Below are 23,924 nucleotides of genomic sequence, written 5' to 3' on the forward strand. Positions count from 1 at the left end.
GCTCATCCCTTGTATCCGTAGTAGGAGCCGAAGCGGCGACCGCTCGGGCTGAACTGGGCCGCGTTGAGCAGCAATTGCACGTTCGGGCATGCGCCCAGCAGCGAGATCGCATCGTCGAGCGACCCTCGCCCGGTCTTGTCCGCGCGCGCGATCACGACGGTCTGGCCGACATACTTGGCAAGTTCGGCCGCAGGCGAAGCCGCCAGCGCCGGAGGCGAATCGAAGATCACCATCCGGTTGGCCGCACCCTGCGTCAGCCGGTCGAGGATTCGGGCAGTGCGTGAACTGGACAGGTATTCGCTGTCGTGCGCCGTCGTATCTCCGGCGGGAAGCACCCAGAGCCCGGGAATGTCGGTGCCGAGCACGCAGTCGGCAACGTCGATCGTCTCGTCCATCAGCGCGTCCATCAGCCCCGGACCGCCCGGAAGGCCGAGCGCGGAAAGGATCGAAGGTTTGGCGAAGTCGGCATCGACGAGCAGGACCTCGCTCTCCTTCTCCGCCGCGATCGACAGCGCGAGGTTGAGTGCGCAGTAAGTCTTGCCCTCGCCCGGATGCGGCGAGGAGATCAGCACGCGCTGTGCCATCGGCCCCGCCTTCTGGCGGCGCAGGTCTGCAGCCTGAACCAGCAGCTGGCGCTTGACGATGCGAAACTCCTCCAGAAGCTCGGTGACCGCGCCTTCGGGCACGATCAGGCCCTGCTCGCGCAAGTGCTCACGATCGACGGGATGCACGGTATCGCTGAAGCGTGCGGGCTCAGGCGCCGGTTCTGCGGCGGGCTGAGGCGCAGCCGCGGGAGCCGCCGCTTCAGGCACGGGACGTGCGGGAACGGGCGCTGGCTCCGGCCTTGCGGGCGCGCGCCTTGCAGGCCGCTCCGGAAACGCCACCGGCTTCGCGATCAGCGTGTTGAAGTCGAACCGGCCGTTGGCCCGCTCGAACAGCGATTCGCCTTCGGGTTCATCGGGCTGGTCAGGTACGGGGATCTTGCGATGATCGGTCATGTCAGTCCCCTCACGCCACCATGCCGCGCTGGATGAACTCGGCGGCGAGCAGCACCACGAACAGTCCGCAAAGCGCGGCGGTCCCGGCATAGAAATACTTGAGACGCTTGGCCCTCAGCGCCCGTGCACGATCGGTCAGGCTGTGCGAGATCGCGCCCAGCACCGGCAGGCCGGTCGCCTTCTCCAGCCCCGCAGTGGTGGCGAAGACCGAACGCACCCGGCTCAAGGCAAAGGCGCCGGCGCATCCACCCGCGAAGCCCACGATCAGCACGCCCAGCAGCAAGACCGGACGATTCGGCGCGACGGGCGTACGCGGGCTCGTCGGCGGATCGACGACCTGGAACTTCACCGCTTCGCGCTCGGTCTTCACTTCGCCGCGCAAGCGCAGTTCCTCGCGGTCCTGCAGGAGCTTGTCGTACTGCTGGCGAAGCACGTCGTAATCGCGGTTGATACGCTGGGCCTGAGTAGCAAGTTCGGGATCGGAGATCGCGGACGCGGTCAGCGAGGCGATGTCGGACTGCGTCGCGGCCTTGCGCGACTGCAGCGCCTGGACGCTCGCCTGCCGTTCGGCGCGAATCGACTGGAGCGAGGAATAGGCCGGATTGATCGTGCCGCCGCCGCTAGCCGCTTCCTGCGCCGCCGGAGCGCGCAAGGCCGCAACCTGGTTCTTGGCCGCGATCACGTCGGGGTGATTCTCGGTGAGCCCGCGTGCCCGCATCGCCGCGAGATCGGCCTGTGCGCGCGCCAGCGAGGACTGCGCCCCGCCATCGGCCGCACCACCCGCGATCGTGCGCGGCGTGCCCGCAAGCTGCCCGTCGATCGCTGCCGAAGCGCTCTGCGCCGCCGAAAGGTCGGCATCGATATCGCGCAGCGTCGAACGCGCGCTCTCCAGACGCTGCGCCACGGCGGCGCCGCCAAGCGCCATTTCCGGGTGCTGCGCCTCGAAGGCGGTGCGCTTGCTCTCGGCCGATTCCAGCTCACGCTCACGCGCGCGCAGCTGCTGGTTCACGAACTCCAGCGTCTCGACCATGTCGCCGCGATTGCCGGAGAGGTTTTCCTCACGAAAGATATCGATCAGCTTCTGCGCGACGCTCTGCGCCAGCTTGGCGTTCTCGGCATCGGAGAAGGAGCTGTCGTTGGCGGTCGCGGTGATCTCGAAGAGGTTGTCCTCCTGGCTCACCACCTTGACGTTCTTGCCCAGCTTGAGGACCGCCGCTTCCATCGCCTTGGGGTTCTCGATGGTGTCGCCGAGGCGCGTGGCGCGCACGACCTTCTCGAGATTCACGGCGCTGGTCAGGGTCTGACGAATACGCTCGATATCACGCTTCTTGTCGGCCACGCCAATGCCGACCTGCTCGGCCAACGCATCATCCAGCTGGATGAAGATGCGCGCGTGCGATTCGTAGCTGTTCGGGATCAGTGCCACGACCAGCCAGCCCGCAAGGCAGACCGCCCAGGCCACAGCCAGCGCGATCCAGCGGCGATGCCAGATGCTGTGCAGCCCGGCGAGCAGTTCTTCGTAGAGCGAATCCATCTTAGAACATGCTTTCCGGGATGATGATCACGTCACCGGGAGACAGCATGACGTTGGCCTTGCTGTCGCCCTTCTTGAGCAGGTCGCCGAGCCGCAGCTTGTATTCCTGCTGCTTGCCCGCCGTCTTGTCGAACCGGATCAGGCGCGCGCTATTGCCCGAGGCATATTCGGAGAGGCCCCCCACCGCGATCATCGCGTCGAGCACGGTCATGTTCGCTCGATACGGGATCGACGCAGGCTTCTCGGTCGCGCCGACGATGCGGATCTGCTGGCTGAAGGTGCCAGAGAACCCATCGACGATGACCGAAACCAGCGGGTCCTCAATATATTGCGAGAGCTGCAGCCGCAGATCTTCGGCCAGCATCGAGGGCGTCTTGCCCACGGCGGGCATGTCGGTGATCAGCGGCGTGGTGATGCGCCCGTCAGGACGGACCTGCACTTTCGCGCCAAGTTCCGGATTGCGCCAAACAAAGACGGTCAGCTGATCAAGCGGGCCAATGACGTATTCCTCGCCCGGCCCTTCCTGCATCGCCACAAAGGACGCAGGCGGCAGTTCCCGAGCCGGGCCGCCGGACCCCGCACATCCGGTCAGGGCGACGCTGGCAAGCGCGGTAGCGGCCAGAAGTCGGGCTGGGAGATGCGGCATGAACAATCCTCGTCTTTGCGACCGTCTGGCCTTCGCACGCCAGGCGCGCGGGGTCAGGTCCGGCAAAATTCACCCTCGGATATCAATGCAAACGGTGAATATTGCGTTAGCCTTGCAAGGCTAATTCCGCGCAGGTCCCAAATCGGGACGGGGGCATGACGCAAGTTAACGCAAGGTCAGACCAGCATTTCCTTTGCCGGACCTTGCCCGAGGAAGCTCGCGGGGCTGGCGCTGGCACCGTAAGCTCCGGCGCAGAACACGGCGATCAGGTCGCCAACGTCGGCGCGGGGAAAGCCGCCTTTGTCGGCCAGCTTGTCCAGCGGCGTGCAGAGGCATCCGACGATGGAGGCTTCTTCCTCCACCTCGGCGCCGAAACGAGTGGCGATCGCCGAAGGATAATTGCGCCGCACCACGGTTCCGAAGTTGCCGGAAGCCGCAAGCTGGTGATGCAACCCGCCATCGGTGACGAGAAAGACTTCGCCGTGGCTGATCTTGCGATCGACGATGCGCGCAATGTAGACGCCCGCCTCGCCGACCAGATAACGCCCCAGTTCGATGCAGAACTGCGCACCGCGCAGCACGTCCGGCAGACCTTCGAGCCTGGCGGCAAGCCGTTCGCCAAGAAGCGGAAGGTCTAGCGGCGTGTCTCCCGGGAAATAGGGAATCCCCAGCCCACCACCCAGATTGCAATGCGGCAACACCGTCTTGCTCTCCTCGGCCAGTCGTGCGGCAAGTTCCAGCGCCTGTCCCTGCGTCTCGGCGATCGCCTCGGCATCGAGCGCCTGGCTGCCTGCGAAAATATGGAAGCCGCGCCATTCGGCGCCGCTGGCAACGACTTCGCGCACCAGAGCCGGAACCCGTTCGGCATCGACCCCGAAAGGCTTGGCGCCGCCGCCCATCTTCATCCCCGATCCCTTCAGGTCGAAATCCGGGTTCACGCGAATAGCAAGGCGCGGGACGATGCCCAGCCTGTCACCGATGGCAAAGGCGCGGGCCGCTTCACCCTCGGATTCCAGATTGAGCGTCACGCCGCTGCGAATCGCGGCTTCCAGTTCGGCATCGCGCTTACCCGGCCCGGCGAAGCTGACCTCGCGCAAGGGCAGGCCCGCATCGCGGACGATCTCGAGTTCACCGCCGGATGCGATGTCAAAGCCGTCGACCAGCCCCGCCATGAGCGCCAGAAGCGGGGGAAAGGGATTGGCCTTCACTGCATAGTGCAGCGCCACCCGATCCGGGATTGCGGACCGCAGCTGCGTCACGCGCCGACGGATCAAGTCGGCATCGTAGAGAAACAGCGGTGTGGCCCCAGCCTCTTCGGCCCAATGCGTAACAGGCCGACCACCGACGGCAAGGATACCATCAATGCCGCCATAGCCGGCCGGGATCGGTCCAAGCGCCTTCATGCCGCTGTTTCCCGGGCGATCTCGGCAGCCAGCCCCGTTCGATCGAGCTTGCCATTGGGACCGGTCGGCATCGAATCACGCCAATGGATCACTTTTGGTTGCATGAAATTTGGCAGTTCCTGCATGAGTTTACGGGGTAGTTCTTCAATTGCATCTGAAGATCCGGCCGATGCCCGCACGACGAGGTGCACCGTCTGCCCCAGACGTTCATCCGGAAGGCCCAGCGCAACCGCCTCGGCCACTAGACCGGTCGCAAGTGCAGCTTCCTCGACTTCCTGAGGGGAGATGCGATTGCCCGCGCTCTTGATCATCGCGTCGCGGCGCCCGACGAAGTAGAGCAGGCCGTCAGCCTCGCGCTTCGCCCGGTCGCCTGACCAGACGGCGATTCCGCCATAACGCGACGCGGCAGGAGCAGGCTTGTAGCGCTCGGCCGTACGGACGGGATCCCGCCAGTAGCCTTGCGCCACCAAAGGTCCGCAGTGGACCAGCTCGCCTTCTTCTCCATCCTGAGAAACGTCACCCAACTCATTGATAATGAGTATCTCTGCGTGAGGAATGGCCTTGCCCATCGATGTCGGGTGCGTGTCGACGAGATCGGGATCGAGGTAAGTCGATCGAAACGCTTCCGTCAGCCCATACATCGGGAAGAGCCGCGCCTGAGGGAACAGCGCCCGCAACCGGCGAACGAGATCGACGGTCAATGCGCCGCCGCTGTTGGTCAGCCGTCGCAGACGCGCCGCCGTCTCGGGCGGCCATTCCATCTCCGTGACCTGCACCCACAAGGGCGGGACCGCGGCCAGCGTGGTGATCGCGTGGCGCTCTACCGCCTTCACCAGATCGCGCGGCATCAGGTAGTCGAGCGGCACCACGCAGCCACCGGCGTACCATGTCGAAAGCAGCTGGTTCTGCCCGTAGTCGAACGACAGCGGCAGAACTGCCAGCGTCCGGTCGTCCCGCACCATGCCGAGATAATAGGCGACGCTCTCTGCACCGAGCCACATGTTCGCATGGCTGAGCATGACGCCCTTGGGGCGCCCCGTGGACCCGCTGGTGTAGAGAATCGCCGCCAGATCGTCGGGATCGGCCTGTGAGGGAAGCATCTCGCCGGCCAGTTCGGCAGCCACCGCCAGCGCGTCCGCCTCGCCCAGTTCCCGGCAATCGGCCGGCACGTCGCCAGCCTCCAGCGTCTTGAGCCGGGCCGGCGTTGCGATCAGCAGCACAGCGCCGCTGTCCGACAGGATATGCGCGACCTGAGCGTGCTTGAGCAGCGGATTGACCGGCACATGCACCAGTCCCGCCCGTGCCGCCGCCAGAGGCATCAGGCACGTGAGTTCGCCCTTCGTCGCCCACGTCGCCACCCGCGCGCCCCGCTCGGGGACTTCGCGGGCCAGCCAGGCGGCCAGACGGGAGACACGCGTTCTTAAGTCCTTCCAGCTAAGAACGCCTTCGCGCAGCACCAGCGCATCATCCGCATCGGCGCCTCTCAGCACGAGGTGGTCGAGCGGCAAGACCGGATTTTCGGCGCTGTAAGGCGTTTCGCCGAGCATGGGTGGGCCGGACATGAGAAGAGGAGGCTCCGCGAGGGTACGTGGCAAGTTTGCAGATCGACTATCACTCCGATCTTAAGGAAGTGCAATCGGATGAGGCGCTTGCACGGCTGCTCTCCGACGCGGAGCAACGCGCGCCCTTCGACCGCCTCGCATGGTGGCAGGGTCTTGCCGAGCATTGCGGCATGGCGCCTCTGATCGCGGTGGCGCGGTCTTCCCGGGGCACGGCGGTCCTTCCGCTTTCCGCGAGTTCGGGGCACTTGTCCGCCCTGAGCAACTGGTACACCTTCCGGTTCCGTCCCATTCTCGACGGAGACGCGCCGCTTCGCGACCTCGCCCGAGACCTCGCGCGGCGCTCTCATCGCGTGACGCTGCACGGACTTCCCGATGAAGATCAGACGGCTTCGACGCTCGCCGCCGCTTTCGGCGCGGCGGGATGGCTCGTCCGGCGCGAAGTCTGCGACACCAACCGCATATTGCCGGTCGCAGGGCGCGGCTTCGAGGACTACCTCGCGACCCGCCCGGGAAAGCTGCGCACGACGCTGAAGCGCAAGACCGGCAAGGTCGTGGCCCGCATCCTGACCCGGTTCGACGCCGAAGCCTGGAGCCAGTACGAGGCGATCTACGCCGAAAGCTGGAAGCCCGAGGAAGGCTCACCCGCCTTCCTGCGCGCCTTTGCCGAAGCGGAAGGCGCAGCGGGCCGCCTGCGCCTTGCCCTCGCCCATTCCGCCGACAATCCTGACAGCCCCGCCATCGCTGCCCAGATGTGGACGGTGGAGGGCGGCACTGCCTTCATCCACAAGCTCGCCCATCGCGAGGCCGCGAAGCCGCTGTCCCCCGGCTCGGTGCTGACCGCCGCACTGATGCGCCACGTCATCGAGATCGACCGCGTGGAGCTTGTCGACTTCGGCACCGGCGACGATCCCTACAAGCAGGATTGGATGGACACGCAGCGCCCACGCTTCCGGCTCGACATGTTCCGCCCCTGGAATCCCCGCAACTGGCCTGCTCTTGGCAGGATCGGCCTGCGATCACTTGCCGCAAGTGCGAAGCGCGGCTAGAGGGCGCCGTCAAGAATGACAGATTGCCGAGGGGCCATGCCAGACCAAAACGACCTGCTGCTGCGCCGGATACTGACGGATGTGCTCGGGCTGAAGCCGGGTCAGGCCGATACGTTCGATGCCGACACGGGGCTGTTCGGGCATCTTCCCGAACTCGATTCGATGGCCGTCGCCGGTCTCCTGACCGAGTTGGAAGACCGCCTCGACATCATCATCGAGGATGACGAGATCGAAGGCGAGATGCTGGAAACCTACGGCGCGCTACTCACCTTCGTAGAGGCGAAGCGCGGCTCCTGATGGTTCCCGCACGCTGGCCCTGCCCGCTCCCCGGCGGCGGAACCAGCGAGGAATTCGCGCTGTCCCGTGATGCGGGACGCGAACGCCGCCTGCTGATCGTCCCTGCCCTGTTTGACGAAGCCAACAAGCTGCGGCGCTTCACCGTGGACGTCATGCGGCGACTGGATGCGACAGGGATCGACAGCGTCCTGCTCGACCTGCCAGGCTGCAACGAAAGCCTGCAACCGCTCCATGTGCAGGAGCCTGCCGACTGGCTGGATGCCGTGACCGCCGCCGCGCACCATTTCGGGGCCACGCACGCGCTGGGAATTCGCGGCGGCTGCCTGTTCACACCCCGGCACCTCCCCGCGCTGCACTACGCTCCGGCAAAGGCGTCCGCGATTCTGCGTCAGATGATGCGGGCGCGCATCCTGTCCTCGCGAGAGGCCGGCCGGGAAGAGAACCGCGAGACCCTTTCAGAGGCGGCTCTGGAGCACGGTATCACGCTTGCCGGATACGAACTTGGAGCCGATTTCTACCGTCACTTCGAATCGATGGTCGCGAACGAGACCGCGACCGCCATCGCTCAGGAAGACCTCGGCGGCGGCGGCGGCCTGTGGCTTCGTGCGGAGCCGGACGAAAGCCCGGATCAAGCCGATGCCCTCTCTGCCATCCTTGCAAGGGCAATCGGGCGGTGACGCGGCGGCACTTCACATTCGACTGCGCCGGGGACCGGCTCGTTGCCACGCTTGACGATGCTGCGGGTGCGACCGCGCTTCTGCTGGTGTCGGGCGGCAACGAGATCCGTGCAGGGGCATGGAACGGTCAGGCTCACTTTGCCGCGCGGATCGCTGCGCACGGATTTCCGGTCCTGCGCTTCGACCGCCGGGGTGTGGGCGACAGTGAGGGCGAGAACCGAGGATTTCGGGCGAGCGCTGTCGACATTGCCGCCGCGCTGGAGGCCCTTCGCACCCGGGCTCCGCAGGTACGGCGCGTCATCGGCCTAGGTAACTGCGATGCCGCCAGCGCGCTCATGCTCGCTCGCGGCGCGGGGCTGGACGGTCTGGCCCTCTCCAATCCCTGGACCATCGAGACCGACGAAGAGGACGCGCCCGCCGAAGTGGTCCGCGATCACTACCGGCGGCGCCTTGCCGACCCGGCAGCGATCGGTCGCCTGCTGACGGGCAAGGTTTCGCTGATCAAACTGGCCCGCAGCCTGGCTTCCGCCGCGCGGCCCACGCCTGCTGCGCCGACCGGCCTTGCCGCTGAAATATCGCAAGGGATCGCGGATTTTACAGGCCCCGTCCGCTTCCTGATCGCCGGGCGCGACCGCACCGGCCTCGCCTTTCTCTCGCGATGGGACAAGGCTGACGGGCGCATACGAACTTGCCCCGGGGCCAGCCACAGCTACGTCGAAGCGGATGCGCAGGACTGGCTGCTTGGCCAGGTCCTGGAAATGCTGCGAACCTGAGCGCTCAGGCCCGTGCAAGCGCCTCGGCAAGACCTTCGCGAATCGCGGAAAGTCTGCCGTACCAATCGCCCGTCGGCACTCCTTCCGGCTTCACCACTGCCAGCGACGGGTTACCTTTCACCTCGAAAGGCGACTTTTCGGCAATCGCCTTGGCGGCACCGCGCAAAGTGTACCCCTCGCGATGGACGAGTCGATCGATGTCGCGGATCAGCGCCACGTCTTCCGGACGATAATACCGCCGATTTCCGCTGCGCTTGATCGGCTGAAGGGAAGCAAACTGCTCTTCCCAGTAGCGCAGGACGTGCGGACGAATGGCGAGCGCTTTCGCAACCTCGCCTATGGTTCGCAGCGCCTGCGGCTCTTTCCCGTCATCGAATAGCGGGGATTCGTCGAAAAGCGTCACCTCTGCGGGCGCGCCGAGTCCTGAAACGTCCATACCTGCCTTTTCCCGACGGAATTTTCCGTCAATCGGTGGCGATACGGTCCTTCAGCATCTGGCTGGCACGAAAGGTCATGACGCGCCGAGGCGTGATCGGCACTTCCACGCCGGTCTTGGGGTTGCGGCCGATCCGTTCGCCCTTGTCGCGCAGCAGGAAAGTGCCGAAGCCCGAGATCTTGACGTTCTCGCCATCGCTGAGGGCCGTCGTCATGTGCTGCAGGATCGCTTCCACCATGGCAAGCGACTCGGCACGGGATATGCCCAGCTTGCGATGAATCGCTTCGGCAATCTCGGCCCTGGTCAAAGTATCCGTAGCGCGCATCAATCCCGCATCCCCATAGTGCGCCGATGCGACGGATAATATTAGAAACAGGGAAGAAATCAACGGTGCGTCCAATATTGAACGCAACCGGAGCGGTACTGTCCCCCGTCAGATGCGAATTAGGCTCGCACCCCACGTAAAACCGCCACCCATGGCCTCCAGCATGACCAGATCGCCCTGCTTGATGCGACCGTCGCGCACTGCCACGTCGAGTGCGAGCGGAACCGACGCAGCCGAGGTATTGGCGTGCTGGCCGACCGTCATGACCACCTTTTCGGGCGGCAGGCTGAGCTTCTTCGCCGTCGCATCGAGGATCCGCGCATTGGCCTGATGCGGCACCAGCCAGTCGATGTCAGAGGTGGAAAGACCAGCCTCTTCAATGACTTCACGCAGGACTTCCGCAAGATTGACGACGGCGTGGCGGAAGACCTCACGGCCTTTCATGCGCAGCTTGCCGACCGTCCCCGTGGTCGACGGACCGCCATCGACGAAGAGCAACTGGTTGTGCGCGCCATCGGCGTGAAGCCGGGTCGCGAGGATTCCCCGGGGAGTTTCACCCACCTGTTCCTGTGCCTCCAGCACGACGGCGCCCGCGCCATCGCCGAAGAGCACGCAAGTCGTGCGGTCTTCCCAGTCGAGAATGCGGCTGAAAGTCTCGGCCCCGATGACGAGCGCGCGCCTGGCCATGCCGGTGCGCAGCATCGAATCGGCAACGCCGACGGCATAGAGAAAGCCCGAGCACACCGCAGCAACGTCGAAGGCGATTCCACCGGCACGGCAACCGAGCCGGCTCTGGACGATCGTGGCGCTGGCGGGGAACGTCTGGTCGGGCGTGGCGGTCGCCAGCACGATCAGGTCGATCGATTCGGCATCGATGCCCGCAGCCTCGATCGCCTTGCGCCCCGCTTCGGTGGCGAGGCTGGAGGTCGTCTCGTCGGCTTCGGCGATGTGGCGGTTGGAGATGCCGGTACGTTCGACGATCCATTCGTCGCTGGTATCGACCCGCTCCGCCAGTTCGGCGTTGCTGACGGCATTGCGCGGGAGCGCGGAGCCGGTTCCGATCAGTACCGAACGAATCATCAGGCGCGCTCTTCCTGTACGCCGGTCAGCCCCTTAGGCATGCGCCAGGTCGACCCTCCCAGACGGGCCAGGTCGGCAGAGATACGCTCGGTCACGTTTTCCTCCAGGAGTCGGGCGGTGACCGCCACGGCATTGGCCACGCCTGCAGCATTGGCGCTGCCGTGGCTCTTCACGACAATGCCGTTGAGGCCAAGGAAGACCGCGCCATTGTGATTGTTGGGATCGAGGTGGTGCTTGAGCAGGTCGGTCGCCGGCTTCGAGATCAGGAACCCGATCTTGGAGCGCAGCGAACTGCTGAAGCCGCGGCGCAGCAGGTCCGCGACGAAGCGGGCCGTGCCTTCCACCGCTTTTAGGGCGACGTTGCCGGTAAAACCGTCGGTCACGACCACATCGACGTCGCCGCGGCAGATCTTGTCCGCCTCGGTGAAGCCGTCGAAGGACATCGCAAGGTTTTCGGCCGCGCCCTTGAGCACAGCGGCTGCATCGCGCAGTTCCTCGGTGCCCTTGGTTTCTTCGGTGCCGATGTTGAGCAGACGCACACGCGGTTCGGCGCGGCCAGTGGCCACGCGCGAATAGGCCGCGCCCATGATCGCGAACTGGACCAGGTTGCGGCTGTCGCACTCGGTATTGGCACCGAGGTCGAGCATGATGACGTCGTTGTCGCCCAGCGTCGGCAGCAGGGCCGCCAGTGCAGGACGATCGATGCCGGGCATCGTGCGCAAGGTCAGCTTGGAGATCGCCATCAGCGCGCCGGTATTGCCGCCGCTGACGGCAGCCCCGGCATGGCCGAGCTTCACCGCTTCGATCGCGCGCCCCATGGACGTGCCCTTGGCCCGGCGAAGCGCCTGACTGGGCTTGTCCTCACCGCTGATCACGCCATCGGTGTGCAGGATTTCAGAGCTGGCCCGCAAGTTCGGATGATTTTCGAGCGCGGCCTTGATCCGCACCTCATCACCGACGAGCAGGAACTTGAAACGGTCATGACGGCGGCGCGCAAGCGCGGCGCCTTCAATCATGACGCGCACGCCCTCGTCGCCGCCCATCGCATCGATAGCGATACGCGGCAAACTCATGGGGCTTTCTCCGAAATACGTCGTAGGATCTAAGTCTTAGACTTCGACCGCGACGATTTCACGACCGTTGTAGTGGCCGCAAGAATTGCACAGGTTGTGCGGGCGCTTCAGTTCGCCGCAGTTGCCGCATTCGTGGAATGCTTCAACCTTCAGCGCGTCATGGCTGCGGCGCATGCCCCGGCGGGAGGGCGAAGTCTTTCTTTTAGGGACAGCCATTTCGGCACCTGTTCCTGCAAATACGTGTCTGTCAAAAAGGCCGCCGGTGACCGGGTAGGGACACGGCGGCTTGCGAAGGCGCGCCTATAACCCATTTCACGCGAGTTGCAACCCGTTACTCCCTCCACCATCAAGCCGTCACCAATCGGGAGTACGCCTATATGATTCTGCAGACCACCCTCAGCATGTCCGCCGCAGCAGCCGTCGTCGCCTTCTGGCTGGCGGTGCGTACCGGCAAGGCGCGCATGGCGGCGAAGGTGTGGCACGGAGACGGCGAGAATCCCGTGCTTCTGCGCCGAATGCGCGCCCAGGCCAACTACGGCGAGAGCGCGCCGTTCGTGCTGATGCTGGTCGCCGCTATCGAGCTTTCCGGCAAGGCCGGGCAATGGCTTGCGATCGTCGGCGCACTCTATCTGCTGGCGCGCATCGCCCACGGGATCGGGATGGACAAGGCTGAGAAATCTCCCCTGCGCGCGGCCGGCTTCATCGTCTCGGTGCTGACGTTGCTGGGACTCGCACTGATGGCCGTGCTGATCGCGACGGGGCGATTCTAGACCGGTAGCCCGCGTTTGATCGCCTCGTCGCTGACGTAGGGATTCGTCAGACGCTCCTGTCCGAAAGTGCTCACCGGGCCGTGGCCGGGGACGAAAGTAACGTCGTCCCCGAGCGGCCAGAGCTTCTGCGTGATCGAGTGCAGCAAATCGTCGAGATTGCCGCGCGGGAAGTCCCAGCGGCCGATGCCGTTCTGGAACAATACGTCGCCGACCATGGCGAACTTGCTGGGCTCGTGATGGAAGATGACGTGGCCGGGCGTGTGCCCCGGACAATGAACGACGTCGAGTTCCAGTTCGCCCACGGTGACCTTGTCGCCATCCTCCAGCCAGCGGTCGGGCTCGAAGGTATGTGCTTCCATGTTCCAGCGCGGCCCGTCGTCGTCGAGCTGCGCGATCCAGAAGCGGTCTTCCTCCTGCGGCCCCTCGATCGGCACGCCAAGCTCCTTGGCCAGCACGCCGGCCTGCCCGCAGTGGTCGAGGTGGCCGTGGGTAACGAGGATCTTCTCCAGCGTCACCCCGGTCTTCTCCAGTGCCTGCTTCAGCTTGTGCAGGTCACCGCCGGGATCGACCAGCGCGCCCTTCATCGTGGCCGTACACCACAGGAGCGAGCAGTTCTGCTGGAGGGGCGTGACGGGAATGATCCCCACGCGCATCTGTTGTTCGGTGCCTTGCGTCATGCCCTTGGAAATGGCCGCAGAGCGCCGCGAATGCAACCGGGCTGAAGTTTGTCCGCTTCAGGCGGATTCGGCACCGGCCCACGCCCCCACCCGACCTCCCATCAAGGATACACTAGTGGGAGGTCGGGTGGGGGCGTGGGCCGGTGCCGCTTCAACAGAACAAACTCTAGATGCGCCCGCCCTTCCAGACCACCCTGCCGATCACCTCGACGTCGCGGGCGCCGCATTCGACCGGCGGATAGGCCGGGTTGTCGCTGATCAGAACGACCAGCCCCGGCCGCGAGACGTCGATGCGCTTCACCAGCAGGCTGTCCCCCAGCCGAACGACGTGAATACCGTCGCGCAAGGCACGCAAGGTCCGGTCGACGAGGATTTCATCGCCGTCACGCAGCGTCGGCTCCATCGAATCGCCGCTCACCACGATGGTGGAGAGGTTTTCCGGCTGTAGCCCCATCGACCGCAGCCAGCGCCCGGAGAAGCGGATGGTGTCCACCACCTGCTCTCCTTCGGCCGTCGCCCCCGGCCCCGCCGAGGCCCCTACCGCCAGGCGCGGGACGTCGATCCAGCTGCGTCGGCGTGATTGCTCCGAAACGGCGTAGGAAATTTCCTTCGATTGCCCCAGTTCCGCCTCGTTCACTCCGAAGAACCGTGCGAGCATCCCCCGATCATGCTCCTCCAGCTTGCGCGGGCTGCCCTTGCGGATGAATTGCTGCAGATATGTAGGATTCTTGCCGAGCATGGCCGAGAGTTTGGACAAACTCACGCGCCGCTTCTCGGCCAGTTCCAGCAGGCGCAGACGGGTCGGGTCGCTTACCATTTTGTAATCCGTATCCGTAGGAAATTTCCTAGACATGTAGGATTTAGAACGGAACAAAATAGAAACATCAAGCGAATTCCTACATGAAAGGACCAGACCGGATGCTCCTGCGCGACATCGAGCGCTTCCTACGCCAGACCGACATGCCGTGGACCAAATTCGGCCGCCTTGCCGCGCAGGACCCGCGCTTCGTCGCGGATCTGCGCAACGGCCGGGTGCCCCGTGGCGATACCGCCGCGCGAGTCGAGCGGTTCATGCAGACCTACCTTACCGGCGCCGGGGAGAACCGCCATGCAGTCTGAACTCGTTCGAGAAATGCGCCAGGCTTTCGTGCCCGCAAAGGCCCCGGCACGCGGTCCGTGGCTGCGGCTGCTGTCCGAGGTGCTGGGCCTCGCCGGTTCCGAAGCCGAACTGCTGAGCCATGCCGAGCGCGACTGGGCAAGCGCCACGTTCTCCGGTGCCCGCCACACGATCGCGGTGGCCTTCGAAGGCGCCGAAGCGGTGGTTAAGGGAGAGGCATTCATCGCTGCCCTGCCCGACCACGAATTCACCGTCCCGCGCCATCTCGTGGCCGACGCGGCGTTAACGTCGGTCGAGCACCGGCAGGACCCGCCGCGCATGACCGTGCACATCGAAGTGCTGGTGCTGGTGGACTGCTGAGACCGCACTCCTCCCCGTTGCGCAGCAATGGGGAGGGGGACCGCCGACGCAGTCGGTGGTGGAGGGGTAGCGCGCTCAAAGCCCCCTCCGTCAGTCGCTGCGCGACTGCCACCTCCCCATCGCTACGCGACAGGGAGGATGAGCGCCTTCAGAGCGCGCGCGAGAGTTCCTTGATCTCGGTATTCAGGATGCGATCGTTCTCGGAATAATCGACCGGGCAGTCGATCAGATGCACGCCCGGCGTATCGCGGCAGTGCGCGAGCAGTTCCTTGAGGTGCGCGGCGCTCTCAACCCGGTAGCCGTTGGCGCCGTAGCTCTGCGCATACTGCACGAAGTCCGGGTTGCCATAGTTCAGCCCGAAGTCCGCAAAGCCCATGTTGGCCTGCTTCCAGCGGATCATGCCATAGGCATTGTCGTTCAGGATCAGCACCGTCAGGTTGAGACCGAGGCGCACCGCCGTCTCCATCTCCTGGCTGTTCATCATGAACCCGCCGTCGCCGCAGACCGCGAAGACCTTGCGCTCGGGATAGACCATCGCGCTCGCCATCGCCGAGGGCAGCCCTGCCCCCATCGTCGCCAGCGCGTTGTCGAGCAGCACCGTGTTGGGCTTCATCGCGCAATAGCCGCGCGCGAACCACAGCTTGTAGACGCCATTGTCGAGGCAGACGATCGCATCGTCGGGCAGCGCGTCGCGCACCTGCTGCACGGCATGGGGCGGGAAGATCGGGAATCGCTCGTCCGCCGCCAGCTTCGCGGTGTGCTCGACCTCGGCGGCGCGGAAGCGCAGCATTGAATCGAAGTTCCACTTGGGCGAAGGCGTGATCGCCTCCTTGATCTGCCACATGGCGTTGGCGATGTCGCCGATCACCTCGATGTGCGGGAAGTAGACCGGATCCACCTCGGCCGTTTTGGTCGAGATGTGGATCACCGTGCGGTCATCGCGGGTGCCGTCGTTGTGCATGAAGAACGGCGGCTTCTCGATCACGTCGTGGCCGATGTTGACGATGCAGTCGGCGTCCTCGATCGCGCGGTGCACGAAATCGCCCGAGGACAGCGCAGCGCAGCCCAGGAACTTGGGATGGCGCTCGTCGATCACGCCCTTGCCGAGTTGGGTGGTGAGGAACGGAATGCCGGTCTTCTCGACGAACTCGCTCAACATCTTGCTGGTCATCTTGCGGTTCGCGCCTGCGCCGATCACGAGAACGGGACGCTTCGCCGTCTGCAGGGCATCGACGGCCTGGACGATCGATTTCACGTCCGCCGTCGGGCGCCGCACGATCGAGCGCGGAACGGGGCGCGAATCGGTGTGCTCGTCGGCGATGTCCTCAGGCAGTTCGATATGCGCCGCGCCGGGCTTTTCTTCCTCGGCGATGCGGAACGCCTCGCGCACGCGGCTCGGAATATTGTCCGAGGACGCCATCTGGTGCGCATACTTGGTGATGGGCTGCATCATCGAGACGACGTCGAGGATCTGGAAGCGGCCCTGCTTCGACTTCTTGATCGGCTTCTGGCCGGTGATCATCAGCATCGGCATGCCGCCGAGCGTCGCATAAGCGGCAGCGGTGACGAAATTCGTCGCCCCCGGCCCCAGCGTCGAGAGGCAGACACCAGCCTTGCCCGTGTGGCGCCCGTAAGTGGCGGCCATGAACCCCGCGCCCTGTTCGTGACGCGTCAGGATCAGCTTGATCTGCTTCGAACGCGACAGCGAATCCAGAAAATCGAGGTTTTCCTCGCCCGGCACGCCGAAGATATACTCGACACCTTCCTGCTCGAGACATTCGATGAACAGGTCCGACGCCTTGCGCTTGTCGCTCTCGGCCATGATCCAGCTTTCCCTCTTCCTGCCGCCGGTCCCTGATGCCCGGCCGTCTTGATCGAGGCTGATACGCGATTCTGTTCAGGACCGTCCCTGATGAATTAATCAGCCTCGCCGTAGAAAATATCAGGCGGGGGCAAGCAGAGCTAGTAACCCTGCGCGAGATCGACCTGATGCGCCAGCGGCTCTCCGCGTAAATAGCGCCCGAGGTTACCGAGAAACCGCGCCGAGCCGCGCGCGAACAATGCATCCTGCGCGCGGCCGGACAAGTGCATGGAGATATGCACGTTCTCGCGCGACCACAGCGGATGGTCCGAGGGCAGCGGCTCGGGCGTAGTCACGTCGAGGAACGCCCCACCCAGATGCCCCGAATCGATCGCGGCGAGCAGCGCGTGCTGGTCAATCACCGTACCGCGCGCGAAATTGAGCAGGACCGCGCCCGGCTTCATCGCCGCGAACTGCTCCGCGCCGAACATGCCGGTCGTCTGCGGCGTCGAGGGGACGATCAGGATCACCCAGTCGAACCGCCCGAGCGCGCCCTGCCATTCGTCCTGCCCGAGTTCGCCTTCACCCGGCGTGCGGCGCGCGGCGGTGACTTTGGCGCCGAATACACACAGCATCCCGGCGATCTTCGCGCCGATCTCGCCCGCGCCGATCACCAGCACTTCGCTGTCCAGCAACTCGCGCTTGCCCGGCGAATCGGGCAGCCATTCGTGGCGATCCTGCGCCCGCACGACCTCGCGCCAGCCCTTGGCCATCGTCAGCATGCCCATGAGCGCATATTCGGATACGCTCTGCGCATGGATTCCCGCGCCATTGGTCAGCGCGACGCCGCGCTCCCGGAAAAGGTCGAGCGGCAGCCAGTCCACGCCCGAGGACATGGCGCAATACCACTTGAGCCCGGTCATCAGGGGCAATGCCTCGCGGGCCTTGGGCGGTGCGATCATATCCAGCCATGCCACTTCGGCGCGAGGTGCCAGCGCCATGAGTTGGTCGGCATCCTCGAACCACAGCGGCTCGACGCCTTCGGGCAGCTTGCCCTCCAGCCATGGGCGCGAGTTGGCATTGATCAGCGCGGCGGTCATGGGGCACTCCTAATCCGGGCAACTACAATAGCTTGCCAGCCTCGGAGCATCCGCGCGGGAAGACAAGGGCGGGTTCGGCATCCGCCCTTGCGTTCATGGCAACAATCAGGCCAGCTTCCATTCCCAGCCGAGCGGATCGCCGTCCATCGCCTCGACACCCTTGGCGGCAAGTTCGTCACGCAGGGCGTCGGACGTCGCGAAGTCCTTGTCGGCACGCGCCTGCTTGCGGGCGGCGAGCACGTCCTCGATCTCCGCCTCGGTAATTGCCGCCGTCTTGGGACGCAGGCGCAGATCGGCGCGCGCGGTGCCGAACAGGTCGAGCCCGAGCACCGCGTCCATTGCCTCGACCACGGCGCGCTTGGCGGCGGGATCGACCTTCTTCGCGGCCAACACCTCTTCCAGCGCGGTCAGCGCGATCGCGGTATTGAGGTCTTCGCCGATCGCCTTCTCGAAAGTTTCGAGCATCGGCGCGAGCTTGGGATGCGATGGTTCGCCCGCTTCCACGTCGGCAAGACGCTCGGCGACGATGATCATGCGCTTGAGACGCACCAGTGCGGCCGCGAGACCTTCCCAGCTGAATTCCAGCTCGCTGCGGTAATGCGCCTGCAGGCACATCATGCGGTAGCCGAGCGGGTGGTAGCCCTTGTCGATCAGCAATTGCAGCCGCAGGAATTCGCCTGACGACTTGCTCATCTTGCCTGAGCGCTCGACAAGAAAATTGTTGTGCATCCACACCTTGGCGCCGGAATTTGCGGGCACGTCGAGACCGCAGGAGTCTCCGGGGTTGCAGCAGAACGCCTGGTTCTGGGCGATCTCGTTGGGGTGGTGGATCTCGCGGTGGTCGATGCCACCGGTGTGAATGTCGAACGGAAACCCGAGCAGGTCGCCGCTCATCACCGAGCATTCGAGATGCCAGCCCGGCGCGCCTTTGCCCCAGGGCGAATCCCATTCCATTTGCCGCTTCTCGCCCTTGGGCGTCTTGCGCCAGATCGCGAAGTCGGCGGCGTTGCGCTTGCCCTCGACGGCCTCGATGCGGCCCTCGCCCTCCTCGGTGACGGCGCGGGCGAGGCGGCCGTAATCGGCGACGGTGGAGACGTCGAAATAGAGGCCGCTTTCCAATTCATAACAATGGATTGGCGCGATCTTCTCGGCGAATGCGATCATCTGCGGCACGTAGTCCGTGGCGATCGACCACTTCGCCGGCTGGCGGATGCCCAGCGCCTTGATGTCGGCCCAATAGGCCTGCGTGTAATGCTCCGCGATGTCCCAGATGGACTGGGACTGCGTGCGCGCCATCTTCTCCATCTTGTCCTCGCCCGCATCGGCATCGTCGGTCAGGTGGCCGACGTCGGTGATGTTGATGACGTGGGTGAGCTTGTAACCCTTGTGGCTCAACGTCCGACCCAGAATGTCCGCGAAGACATAGGCGCGCATGTTGCCGATGTGTGGGTAGTTGTAGACCGTCGGCCCGCAAGTATAGACGCGCGCCTCGCCCGGGTGGACGGGCTCGAACATTTCGAGCTTGCGGGTCAGGCTGTTGAACAGCGTCAGCTGGGATGCGTCGGTCATGCCTTGCCGAATAGGCAGCCCGGCGCGGCAGTCAAGCCGATGGCAGGTATAGGAGCAGCGCAAGGCGCCGCCCCCATACCGCAGGGTCAGAACTTCAGCGAGTCCACGATCTTGTGGTACGCCTCCAGATCCTTGCCGAAGTAATAGATCGAAGGCGCCTCGTAGGTGACAAGGTAGAGCTTCTTGTCGACCATCGTACCGATGGCCTCGCCCTTGCGCTCCACGCCATCCTCGTCGCGAACGTACGAATACGTGAAGCGAATTGCCTGCCTTCCACCTGCCGTCGTCACGTCCTGACTGTCGATCGCCATGCGGTTGACCTGGAACCGCGCGCGATAGGTGGATTCGAGCAGCAGAGGAATGTCGGGCAAAAGCATGGCACCATCAACCTTCGGGAGCGGCGCTTTCTTCTTGTTGGCTTCCCGATAGATGGGCATGCCGGCAGCCACGCCGCCGAAGAACGAGACCTTGTTGAGGTTGTCGCCGTCGCGCGTCCAGACTTCGACATTCGGTCCGCCGCTGAAGCTCAGCTTGTTCCACTCGCCGTCCGGAGAGGACGCGATCGACGACTTGGCGATCTTGGCGGTCGGGCCTGCCGCGATCAGCGAATTGGCGTGGACCGCAGGAGCTTGCATCGCCAGCGCGGCAAGCAGAACCAAAAGTACCTTCTTCATCTTTGCAAAATCCTATTTGGTGGCGACCAAAGCATTGATCATGCCGCGGTCGGAGGCATCCGGACTGCGTGTGAGGTATTCCTGAAGGGCGGTGCGGCCGTCGGCCTGTTCTCCGTTGCGCATGAGCGAGAGACCCAGTTCGCGATAGACGACCGGTTCGGCGTAGCCCTGGGTGATCGCCTCGCGGAAGAATTGCGAGGCGGTGGCAAGGTCGCGCGGGTTGCCCCGCGATCTGTACAGCTGGCCGCGTGCAAACAGCAGATCACCCGTCCAGCCTTCGACCCCCGACATCTTCTGGAGCAGGTATTCACTGCCGCCGAAGTCGTTCGCCTTGACCTGCGCGGCCAGAAAACGAGCGAGGTACGGGCGCATCGCATCCCGGTAGGCCTTGGCGCCATAGTCACCCGGATGCGGTTGGCGCATGGCTTCCTCTTGCAGGTAAGTCGCGCGGGCCAGCGAAGCCGGATGGGTATCGAAGAACCCCGACGAATACGCCTGCTTCGGCTTCAAGCCGCGCGAAATCGAGCGGGCGTCGTCCTCTCCCATCACGTAACGCCACACGTCGGCGGCGGCGGCATTGGGATATGGCGAATTCGCCATGTAGCCGAGGCTGAGCATGTCGGCGGCGGCTTCCTGATCGCGGCTGAAGCGGTAGATACCGCCGATCACGCTCATCTGCAGCGCCGCCGGGCTTACCCCCGCCGCCGCGCCGAGAAGCCCCACCCATGCCGCGACATCGGTGGAACTGCGTGCCTGCTTGAACGCGCGCAGCCCGTGGCGCAGCTCGAAATGCGCGAATTCGTGGCCGAGAATGGCCGCCAGTTCCGCTTCATTCTGCACCCTGAGCAGCAAGCCGCTCCACACCCGCATCGTGCCGTTTGGCGACATCGAGGCGTTGAACTGCGGAACTTCGAGGACATAGACCCGGACGCTGCGGCAGCGTTCCTGGCCCACGGCCTTGCACAGCACACCCTTCACGTAGCGGTTGAGGTCGTCCTCGTGCATGACGAGTGCGGAATCGCGCAGCGTGCGTTCCTGCTCATCAGCCTCCATCCACAGTCCGCGTTCATCGACGGTCGTGGGTTCATAGGCCTGGACGTAAGGCGGAAGCGTGGTCGAGAAAGGGGTCGTTGCTGGCGGCGGCGGGGCAGTTCCTGCAAGCAGAACTCCCGCCACGGCCGCGCCGAACGCAACCGTCAGGCGGCCCATCTCACTTCACCGCTACCGGCACGCCGGCCATCCGCCCGGGAAAGCCCTCCAACAACTGGGTAACGCGCTTGATCGCGCCTTCGGGCGTGCGCACATCACCGCCCATCTGGCGGTCGGCATTCAGCCAGACCAATTCACCGGTCTTAAGGTCCACCAGGCCGGCATGGCCCCAATGGACGCCGGACGTCACGCTGACACCAGCCATCGCGCTGAATATCTGCAGTGCCTTGCGGCCCGCTGATCCATACGAATCGTACGTATTGATGAACAAGGCATAGTCGGCATTCTTGAGCGAGCTGATCTCGGCGATGCCGGGGCCGACGCCCCATTCGAAGGTGTCCTTGCGCTTCTTGGTTGGAAGCCTGTTGCCGGGGAAGAACTGGAACTCGATCACCGAATCCGCCACGGTGCCGAACAGGTTCTCGTACTGCCCGACCACGCTGCCGTCGCTGCTTGTGCCCTCGTCGTAATCGACGACGACATTACCGAGTTGACCCTGCGCATCCTTGAGCGCCGTGCCCAGATTTTCCCGCGCTTGCGCCGTCCAGTCGGCGTTCGGTTCGTTCATGCCGCCCGTGGACTGTTCTCCGACGCGGATTGTGGGTCGCATCAGAACAATCCGCACGGTCCCCGGCTTGAGCGAGAAACCGGGCTTATTCCCAGTCTTTTCCTGAGCAACGACTTGCGCAGAACACAGAACTAGTACGCCCGCCAAGAGCGCACGCACGAAATGTCGCACATACATCATTATGATTCCCCCGTTTCACGCTGAAATTGCGCGATCTTTACGAGGGAGCAACAGAAATTTTCGAAGCAATGCCCGACCTGTAAGACTTTTTAGGTAGGAGGCTCGTAAATCTCCCAGCTAGATTGGCCCTGAACGGTCAGGACGGCAGGCATCACTCCTCCTCGAACAGCCCCGCGAGCTGCTCGATCATCGTGCCGCCGAGTTGCTCGGCATCCATGATCGTCACGGCGCGGCGGTAGTAGCGGGTCACGTCGTGACCGATGCCGATCGCCACCAGCTGGACCGGGGACTTGCTCTCGATCCATTCGATCACGCGGCGCAGGTGCGCTTCCAGATAGCCCGCCGAGTTCACCGAGAGGGTCGAATCGTCCACCGGCGCGCCGTCGGAGATGACCATCAGGATGCGGCGGTCCTCCTGACGCGCCAGCATGCGGTTGTGCGCCCAGAGCAGCGCCTCGCCGTCGATGTTCTCCTTGAGAAGCCCCTCGCGCATCATCAGGCCGAGGTTCTTCTTGGCGCGGCGCCAGGGTTCGTCGGCCTTCTTGTAGACGATGTGGCGCAAGTCGTTGAGGCGGCCGGGGTGCGCGGGCTTGCCGTTCGCCAGCCAGCTTTCGCGGCTCTGCCCGCCCTTCCACGCGCGGGTGGTGAAGCCGAGGATCTCCACCTTCACGCCGCAACGCTCCAGGGTACGTGCCAGCACGTCCGCGCTGATCGCCGCGATCGATATGGGGCGGCCGCGCATCGAGCCGGAATTGTCGAGCAGCAGGGTGACGACGGTGTCCTTGAACTCCACGTCGCGCTCGATCTTGTAGGACAGCGACTGCCCCGGCGAGACGACCACGCGCGCCAGACGCGCGGCATCGAGCAGGCCCTCTTCCTGGTCGAAGTCCCACGAGCGGTTCTGCTGCGCCATCAGGCGGCGCTGCAGGCGGTTGGCAAGGCGCGTCACCACGCCCTGCAGGCCCTTGAGCTGCGCATCGAGATAGGCGCGCAGGCGGGTCAGTTCCTCCTCGTCGCAGAGATCGGAGGCGCCGACGACTTCGTCGAAGGCTTCGGTGAAGACCTTGTAGTCGAAGCTATCCGGGATGTCCGTCCATGGACGGTTCGGGCGAACGGGGAGCATGCCCTCCTCGCCTTCCTGGCCGTCTTCGCCCTCCTCCATGTCGTCGGAGGTTTCGCCTTCGGCCTCGCTCTCGCCCTCGTCGTCGCCCTGCGAGGGTTCGGCGGCCATTTCGGCGGGATTCTGGTCCTGCCCCTCTTCGCCGCCTTCCTCCTGCTCCTCGGTCTCTTCCTCGCCGTCCATGTCTTCCATGTCGGTGGGTTCCTGCGGCACTTCCTCCGCGCGGGTGAGTTCAAGGTGCTGCAGCATGTCGAGCGACAGGCTCTGGAACGCCTTCTGGTCGTGCAGCGAATTCGCCAGGGCATCGAAGTCGGTGCCGGCCTTGCGCTCGATCCACTTGCGGACCATTTCGACGCCGGGGCGCGCGATCTCGGGGATTTCCTGACCGGTCAGGCGCTCGCGCAGCAGCAGCGCAAGGGCTGCGGGGACCGGCACCGCGTCCGGCGTGTCGGCGCGGCTGATGGGATCGGACGTGATGCGCGTCAGCAGCGCGGCATCGAGATTGTCGCGCATGCCGTCGTAGGCATTGGCGCCCAGCGCCTCGTAGCGCACCGTCTCCACCGCATCGAACGCGGCGCGCGCGGTCGGCTCGGCGGGGGCATTGCGCATGTGCAGCCTGTCGTCGTGATGCCGCAGCTTGAGCGCGAAGCTGTCGGCGAAGCCGCGCGCCTGCATCGCGGCGGCGCGCGGCAGGCTGCGGCCGGGCATCGGCACGCGGAAGGTGTTGCCGGTGGAACTGGGCGCATCGGCGGTCCAGTTCACTTCGACCTCCGCCTCCTGCGCGATGGCGCGCGAGGCTCCGGTGAGGACGGACTTGAAGCGATCGGTTGGGGATTCGTCGGACATTGCCCGAGGTGCCTAGCGCATTGGCGCGGCTGGCTCAAATGGGCGATGTGAGAGGGGGTGGTTTGAGGCGTGAGGCTGAAGCC

Annotated in this window: 26 protein-coding genes; 7 read left to right on the forward strand and 19 right to left on the reverse strand. The window is 64.8% G+C overall.

The genetic code is table 11. The features are described 5' to 3' along the window. Nucleotides 1-2: 2 nt before the first annotated feature. The 5 genes from BES08_RS05130 to BES08_RS05150 form a co-directional block, all read right to left on the reverse strand. Nucleotides 3-998: a P-loop NTPase family protein gene (locus tag BES08_RS05130; RefSeq protein ID WP_008829433.1), complete on the reverse strand. Its 996-nt coding sequence runs from the start codon at nt 996-998 to the stop codon at nt 3-5. 10 nt (nt 999-1,008) lie between these two features. Beyond that, nucleotides 1,009-2,532, reverse strand: coding sequence for an XrtA system polysaccharide chain length determinant (locus tag BES08_RS05135; protein WP_008829432.1), 1,524 nt, complete (start codon nt 2,530-2,532; stop codon nt 1,009-1,011). Nucleotide 2,533: 1 nt separating this feature from the next. Continuing rightward, on the reverse strand, nt 2,534-3,178 hold the full coding sequence (locus BES08_RS05140; RefSeq protein WP_008829431.1) for an XrtA/PEP-CTERM system exopolysaccharide export protein: 645 nt from the start codon (nt 3,176-3,178) through the stop codon (nt 2,534-2,536). A 176-nt stretch (nt 3,179-3,354) separates the two neighbouring features. After that, on the reverse strand, nt 3,355-4,581 hold the full coding sequence (locus tag BES08_RS05145; protein WP_008829430.1) for a pyridoxal-dependent decarboxylase, exosortase A system-associated: 1,227 nt from the start codon (nt 4,579-4,581) through the stop codon (nt 3,355-3,357). Continuing rightward, nucleotides 4,578-6,143: an acyl-CoA ligase (AMP-forming), exosortase A system-associated gene (locus BES08_RS05150; protein WP_008829429.1), complete on the reverse strand. Its 1,566-nt coding sequence runs from the start codon at nt 6,141-6,143 to the stop codon at nt 4,578-4,580. Before BES08_RS05150 ends, BES08_RS05145 begins: the two co-directional genes overlap by 4 nt. Nucleotides 6,144-6,169: 26 nt before the next feature. On the opposite strand from BES08_RS05150, the gene BES08_RS05155 reads away from it, so the two are divergent. The 4 genes from BES08_RS05155 to BES08_RS05170 are packed head-to-tail and all read left to right on the forward strand — an operon-like array spanning nt 6,170 to nt 8,936. Continuing rightward, nucleotides 6,170-7,189 (forward strand): GNAT family N-acetyltransferase, encoded by a 1,020-nt coding sequence (locus BES08_RS05155; protein WP_008829428.1) that lies wholly within the window; start codon nt 6,170-6,172, stop codon nt 7,187-7,189. Nucleotides 7,190-7,225: 36 nt separating this feature from the next. Beyond that, nucleotides 7,226-7,486, forward strand: a complete 261-nt coding sequence (locus tag BES08_RS05160; protein ID WP_008829427.1) for a phosphopantetheine-binding protein — start codon at nt 7,226-7,228, stop codon at nt 7,484-7,486. Then, complete coding sequence (locus BES08_RS05165) at nt 7,486-8,163, forward strand: alpha/beta hydrolase family protein (protein ID WP_008829426.1); 678 nt, start codon at nt 7,486-7,488, stop codon at nt 8,161-8,163. Before BES08_RS05160 ends, BES08_RS05165 begins: the two co-directional genes overlap by 1 nt. Beyond that, nucleotides 8,160-8,936 carry a hydrolase 1, exosortase A system-associated gene (locus tag BES08_RS05170; RefSeq protein WP_008829425.1) on the forward strand — a complete coding sequence of 259 codons (777 nt, stop codon included), beginning with the start codon at nt 8,160-8,162 and terminating at the stop codon, nt 8,934-8,936. Before BES08_RS05165 ends, BES08_RS05170 begins: the two co-directional genes overlap by 4 nt. Before the next feature lie 4 nt (nt 8,937-8,940). On the opposite strand, the gene BES08_RS05175 is transcribed toward BES08_RS05170, so the two are convergent. The 5 genes from BES08_RS05175 to rpmF form a co-directional block, all read right to left on the reverse strand. Further along, nucleotides 8,941-9,372 (reverse strand): MerR family transcriptional regulator, encoded by a 432-nt coding sequence (locus BES08_RS05175; protein WP_008829424.1) that lies wholly within the window; start codon nt 9,370-9,372, stop codon nt 8,941-8,943. Between the two features lie 28 nt (nt 9,373-9,400). Continuing rightward, nucleotides 9,401-9,697 carry an integration host factor subunit alpha gene (locus BES08_RS05180; RefSeq protein WP_008829423.1) on the reverse strand — a complete coding sequence of 99 codons (297 nt, stop codon included), beginning with the start codon at nt 9,695-9,697 and terminating at the stop codon, nt 9,401-9,403. Between the two features lie 108 nt (nt 9,698-9,805). Further along, entirely contained in the window at nt 9,806-10,777 is a 972-nt protein-coding gene (locus BES08_RS05185; protein ID WP_008829422.1) for a beta-ketoacyl-ACP synthase III, read from the reverse strand. Then, nucleotides 10,777-11,850, reverse strand: coding sequence for a phosphate acyltransferase PlsX (plsX, locus tag BES08_RS05190; protein WP_008829421.1), 1,074 nt, complete (start codon nt 11,848-11,850; stop codon nt 10,777-10,779). Before plsX ends, BES08_RS05185 begins: the two co-directional genes overlap by 1 nt. A gap of 36 nt (nt 11,851-11,886) precedes the next feature. After that, nucleotides 11,887-12,066, reverse strand: a complete 180-nt coding sequence (gene rpmF, locus BES08_RS05195; protein WP_008829420.1) for a 50S ribosomal protein L32 — start codon at nt 12,064-12,066, stop codon at nt 11,887-11,889. Nucleotides 12,067-12,227: 161 nt separating this feature from the next. Between rpmF and BES08_RS05200 the strand changes: the two genes are divergently transcribed. Continuing rightward, nucleotides 12,228-12,620, forward strand: a complete 393-nt coding sequence (locus BES08_RS05200; RefSeq protein WP_008829419.1) for an MAPEG family protein — start codon at nt 12,228-12,230, stop codon at nt 12,618-12,620. On the opposite strand, the gene BES08_RS05205 is transcribed toward BES08_RS05200, so the two are convergent. Together BES08_RS05205 and BES08_RS05210 are read right to left on the reverse strand one after the other, a co-directional pair. Then, nucleotides 12,617-13,297, reverse strand: a complete 681-nt coding sequence (locus tag BES08_RS05205) for an MBL fold metallo-hydrolase (RefSeq protein ID WP_036524398.1) — start codon at nt 13,295-13,297, stop codon at nt 12,617-12,619. The genes BES08_RS05200 and BES08_RS05205 overlap by 4 nt on opposite strands. 166 nt (nt 13,298-13,463) lie before the next feature. Then, nucleotides 13,464-14,114, reverse strand: coding sequence for a S24 family peptidase (locus tag BES08_RS05210; protein ID WP_008829417.1), 651 nt, complete (start codon nt 14,112-14,114; stop codon nt 13,464-13,466). A gap of 101 nt (nt 14,115-14,215) precedes the next feature. On the opposite strand from BES08_RS05210, the gene BES08_RS05215 reads away from it, so the two are divergent. Continuing rightward, nucleotides 14,216-14,416: a hypothetical protein gene (locus tag BES08_RS05215; RefSeq protein ID WP_008829416.1), complete on the forward strand. Its 201-nt coding sequence runs from the start codon at nt 14,216-14,218 to the stop codon at nt 14,414-14,416. Next, the gene (locus BES08_RS05220; RefSeq protein WP_008829415.1) at nt 14,406-14,774 is read left to right on the forward strand and encodes a hypothetical protein; all 369 of its coding nucleotides are present in this window, start codon (nt 14,406-14,408) and stop codon (nt 14,772-14,774) included. Before BES08_RS05215 ends, BES08_RS05220 begins: the two co-directional genes overlap by 11 nt. A 148-nt stretch (nt 14,775-14,922) precedes the next feature. On the opposite strand, the gene BES08_RS05225 is transcribed toward BES08_RS05220, so the two are convergent. The 7 genes from BES08_RS05225 to cobT form a co-directional block, all read right to left on the reverse strand. Beyond that, nucleotides 14,923-16,596, reverse strand: a complete 1,674-nt coding sequence (locus BES08_RS05225; RefSeq protein WP_008830043.1) for an acetolactate synthase large subunit — start codon at nt 16,594-16,596, stop codon at nt 14,923-14,925. 140 nt (nt 16,597-16,736) lie between these two features. Further along, a complete protein-coding gene (locus BES08_RS05230; protein ID WP_008830042.1) occupies nt 16,737-17,675 on the reverse strand; it encodes a D-2-hydroxyacid dehydrogenase in 939 nt (312 codons plus the stop codon). 105 nt (nt 17,676-17,780) lie between these two features. After that, nucleotides 17,781-19,244, reverse strand: coding sequence for a cysteine--tRNA ligase (gene cysS, locus BES08_RS05235; protein ID WP_008830041.1), 1,464 nt, complete (start codon nt 19,242-19,244; stop codon nt 17,781-17,783). A gap of 86 nt (nt 19,245-19,330) precedes the next feature. Beyond that, a complete protein-coding gene (locus BES08_RS05240; RefSeq protein WP_008830040.1) occupies nt 19,331-19,918 on the reverse strand; it encodes a hypothetical protein in 588 nt (195 codons plus the stop codon). A 12-nt stretch (nt 19,919-19,930) separates the two neighbouring features. Next, complete coding sequence (locus BES08_RS05245) at nt 19,931-21,127, reverse strand: M48 family metallopeptidase (RefSeq protein WP_008830039.1); 1,197 nt, start codon at nt 21,125-21,127, stop codon at nt 19,931-19,933. Nucleotide 21,128: 1 nt separating this feature from the next. Then, nucleotides 21,129-21,737: a hypothetical protein gene (locus tag BES08_RS05250; RefSeq protein ID WP_008830038.1), complete on the reverse strand. Its 609-nt coding sequence runs from the start codon at nt 21,735-21,737 to the stop codon at nt 21,129-21,131. Between the two features lie 289 nt (nt 21,738-22,026). Then, entirely contained in the window at nt 22,027-23,841 is a 1,815-nt protein-coding gene (cobT, locus tag BES08_RS05255) for a cobaltochelatase subunit CobT (RefSeq protein WP_008830037.1), read from the reverse strand. Nucleotides 23,842-23,924: the final 83 nt, after the last annotated feature.

The sequence above is a fragment of the Novosphingobium resinovorum genome (assembly GCF_001742225.1).
Lineage (GTDB): Bacteria > Pseudomonadota > Alphaproteobacteria > Sphingomonadales > Sphingomonadaceae > Novosphingobium > Novosphingobium resinovorum_A.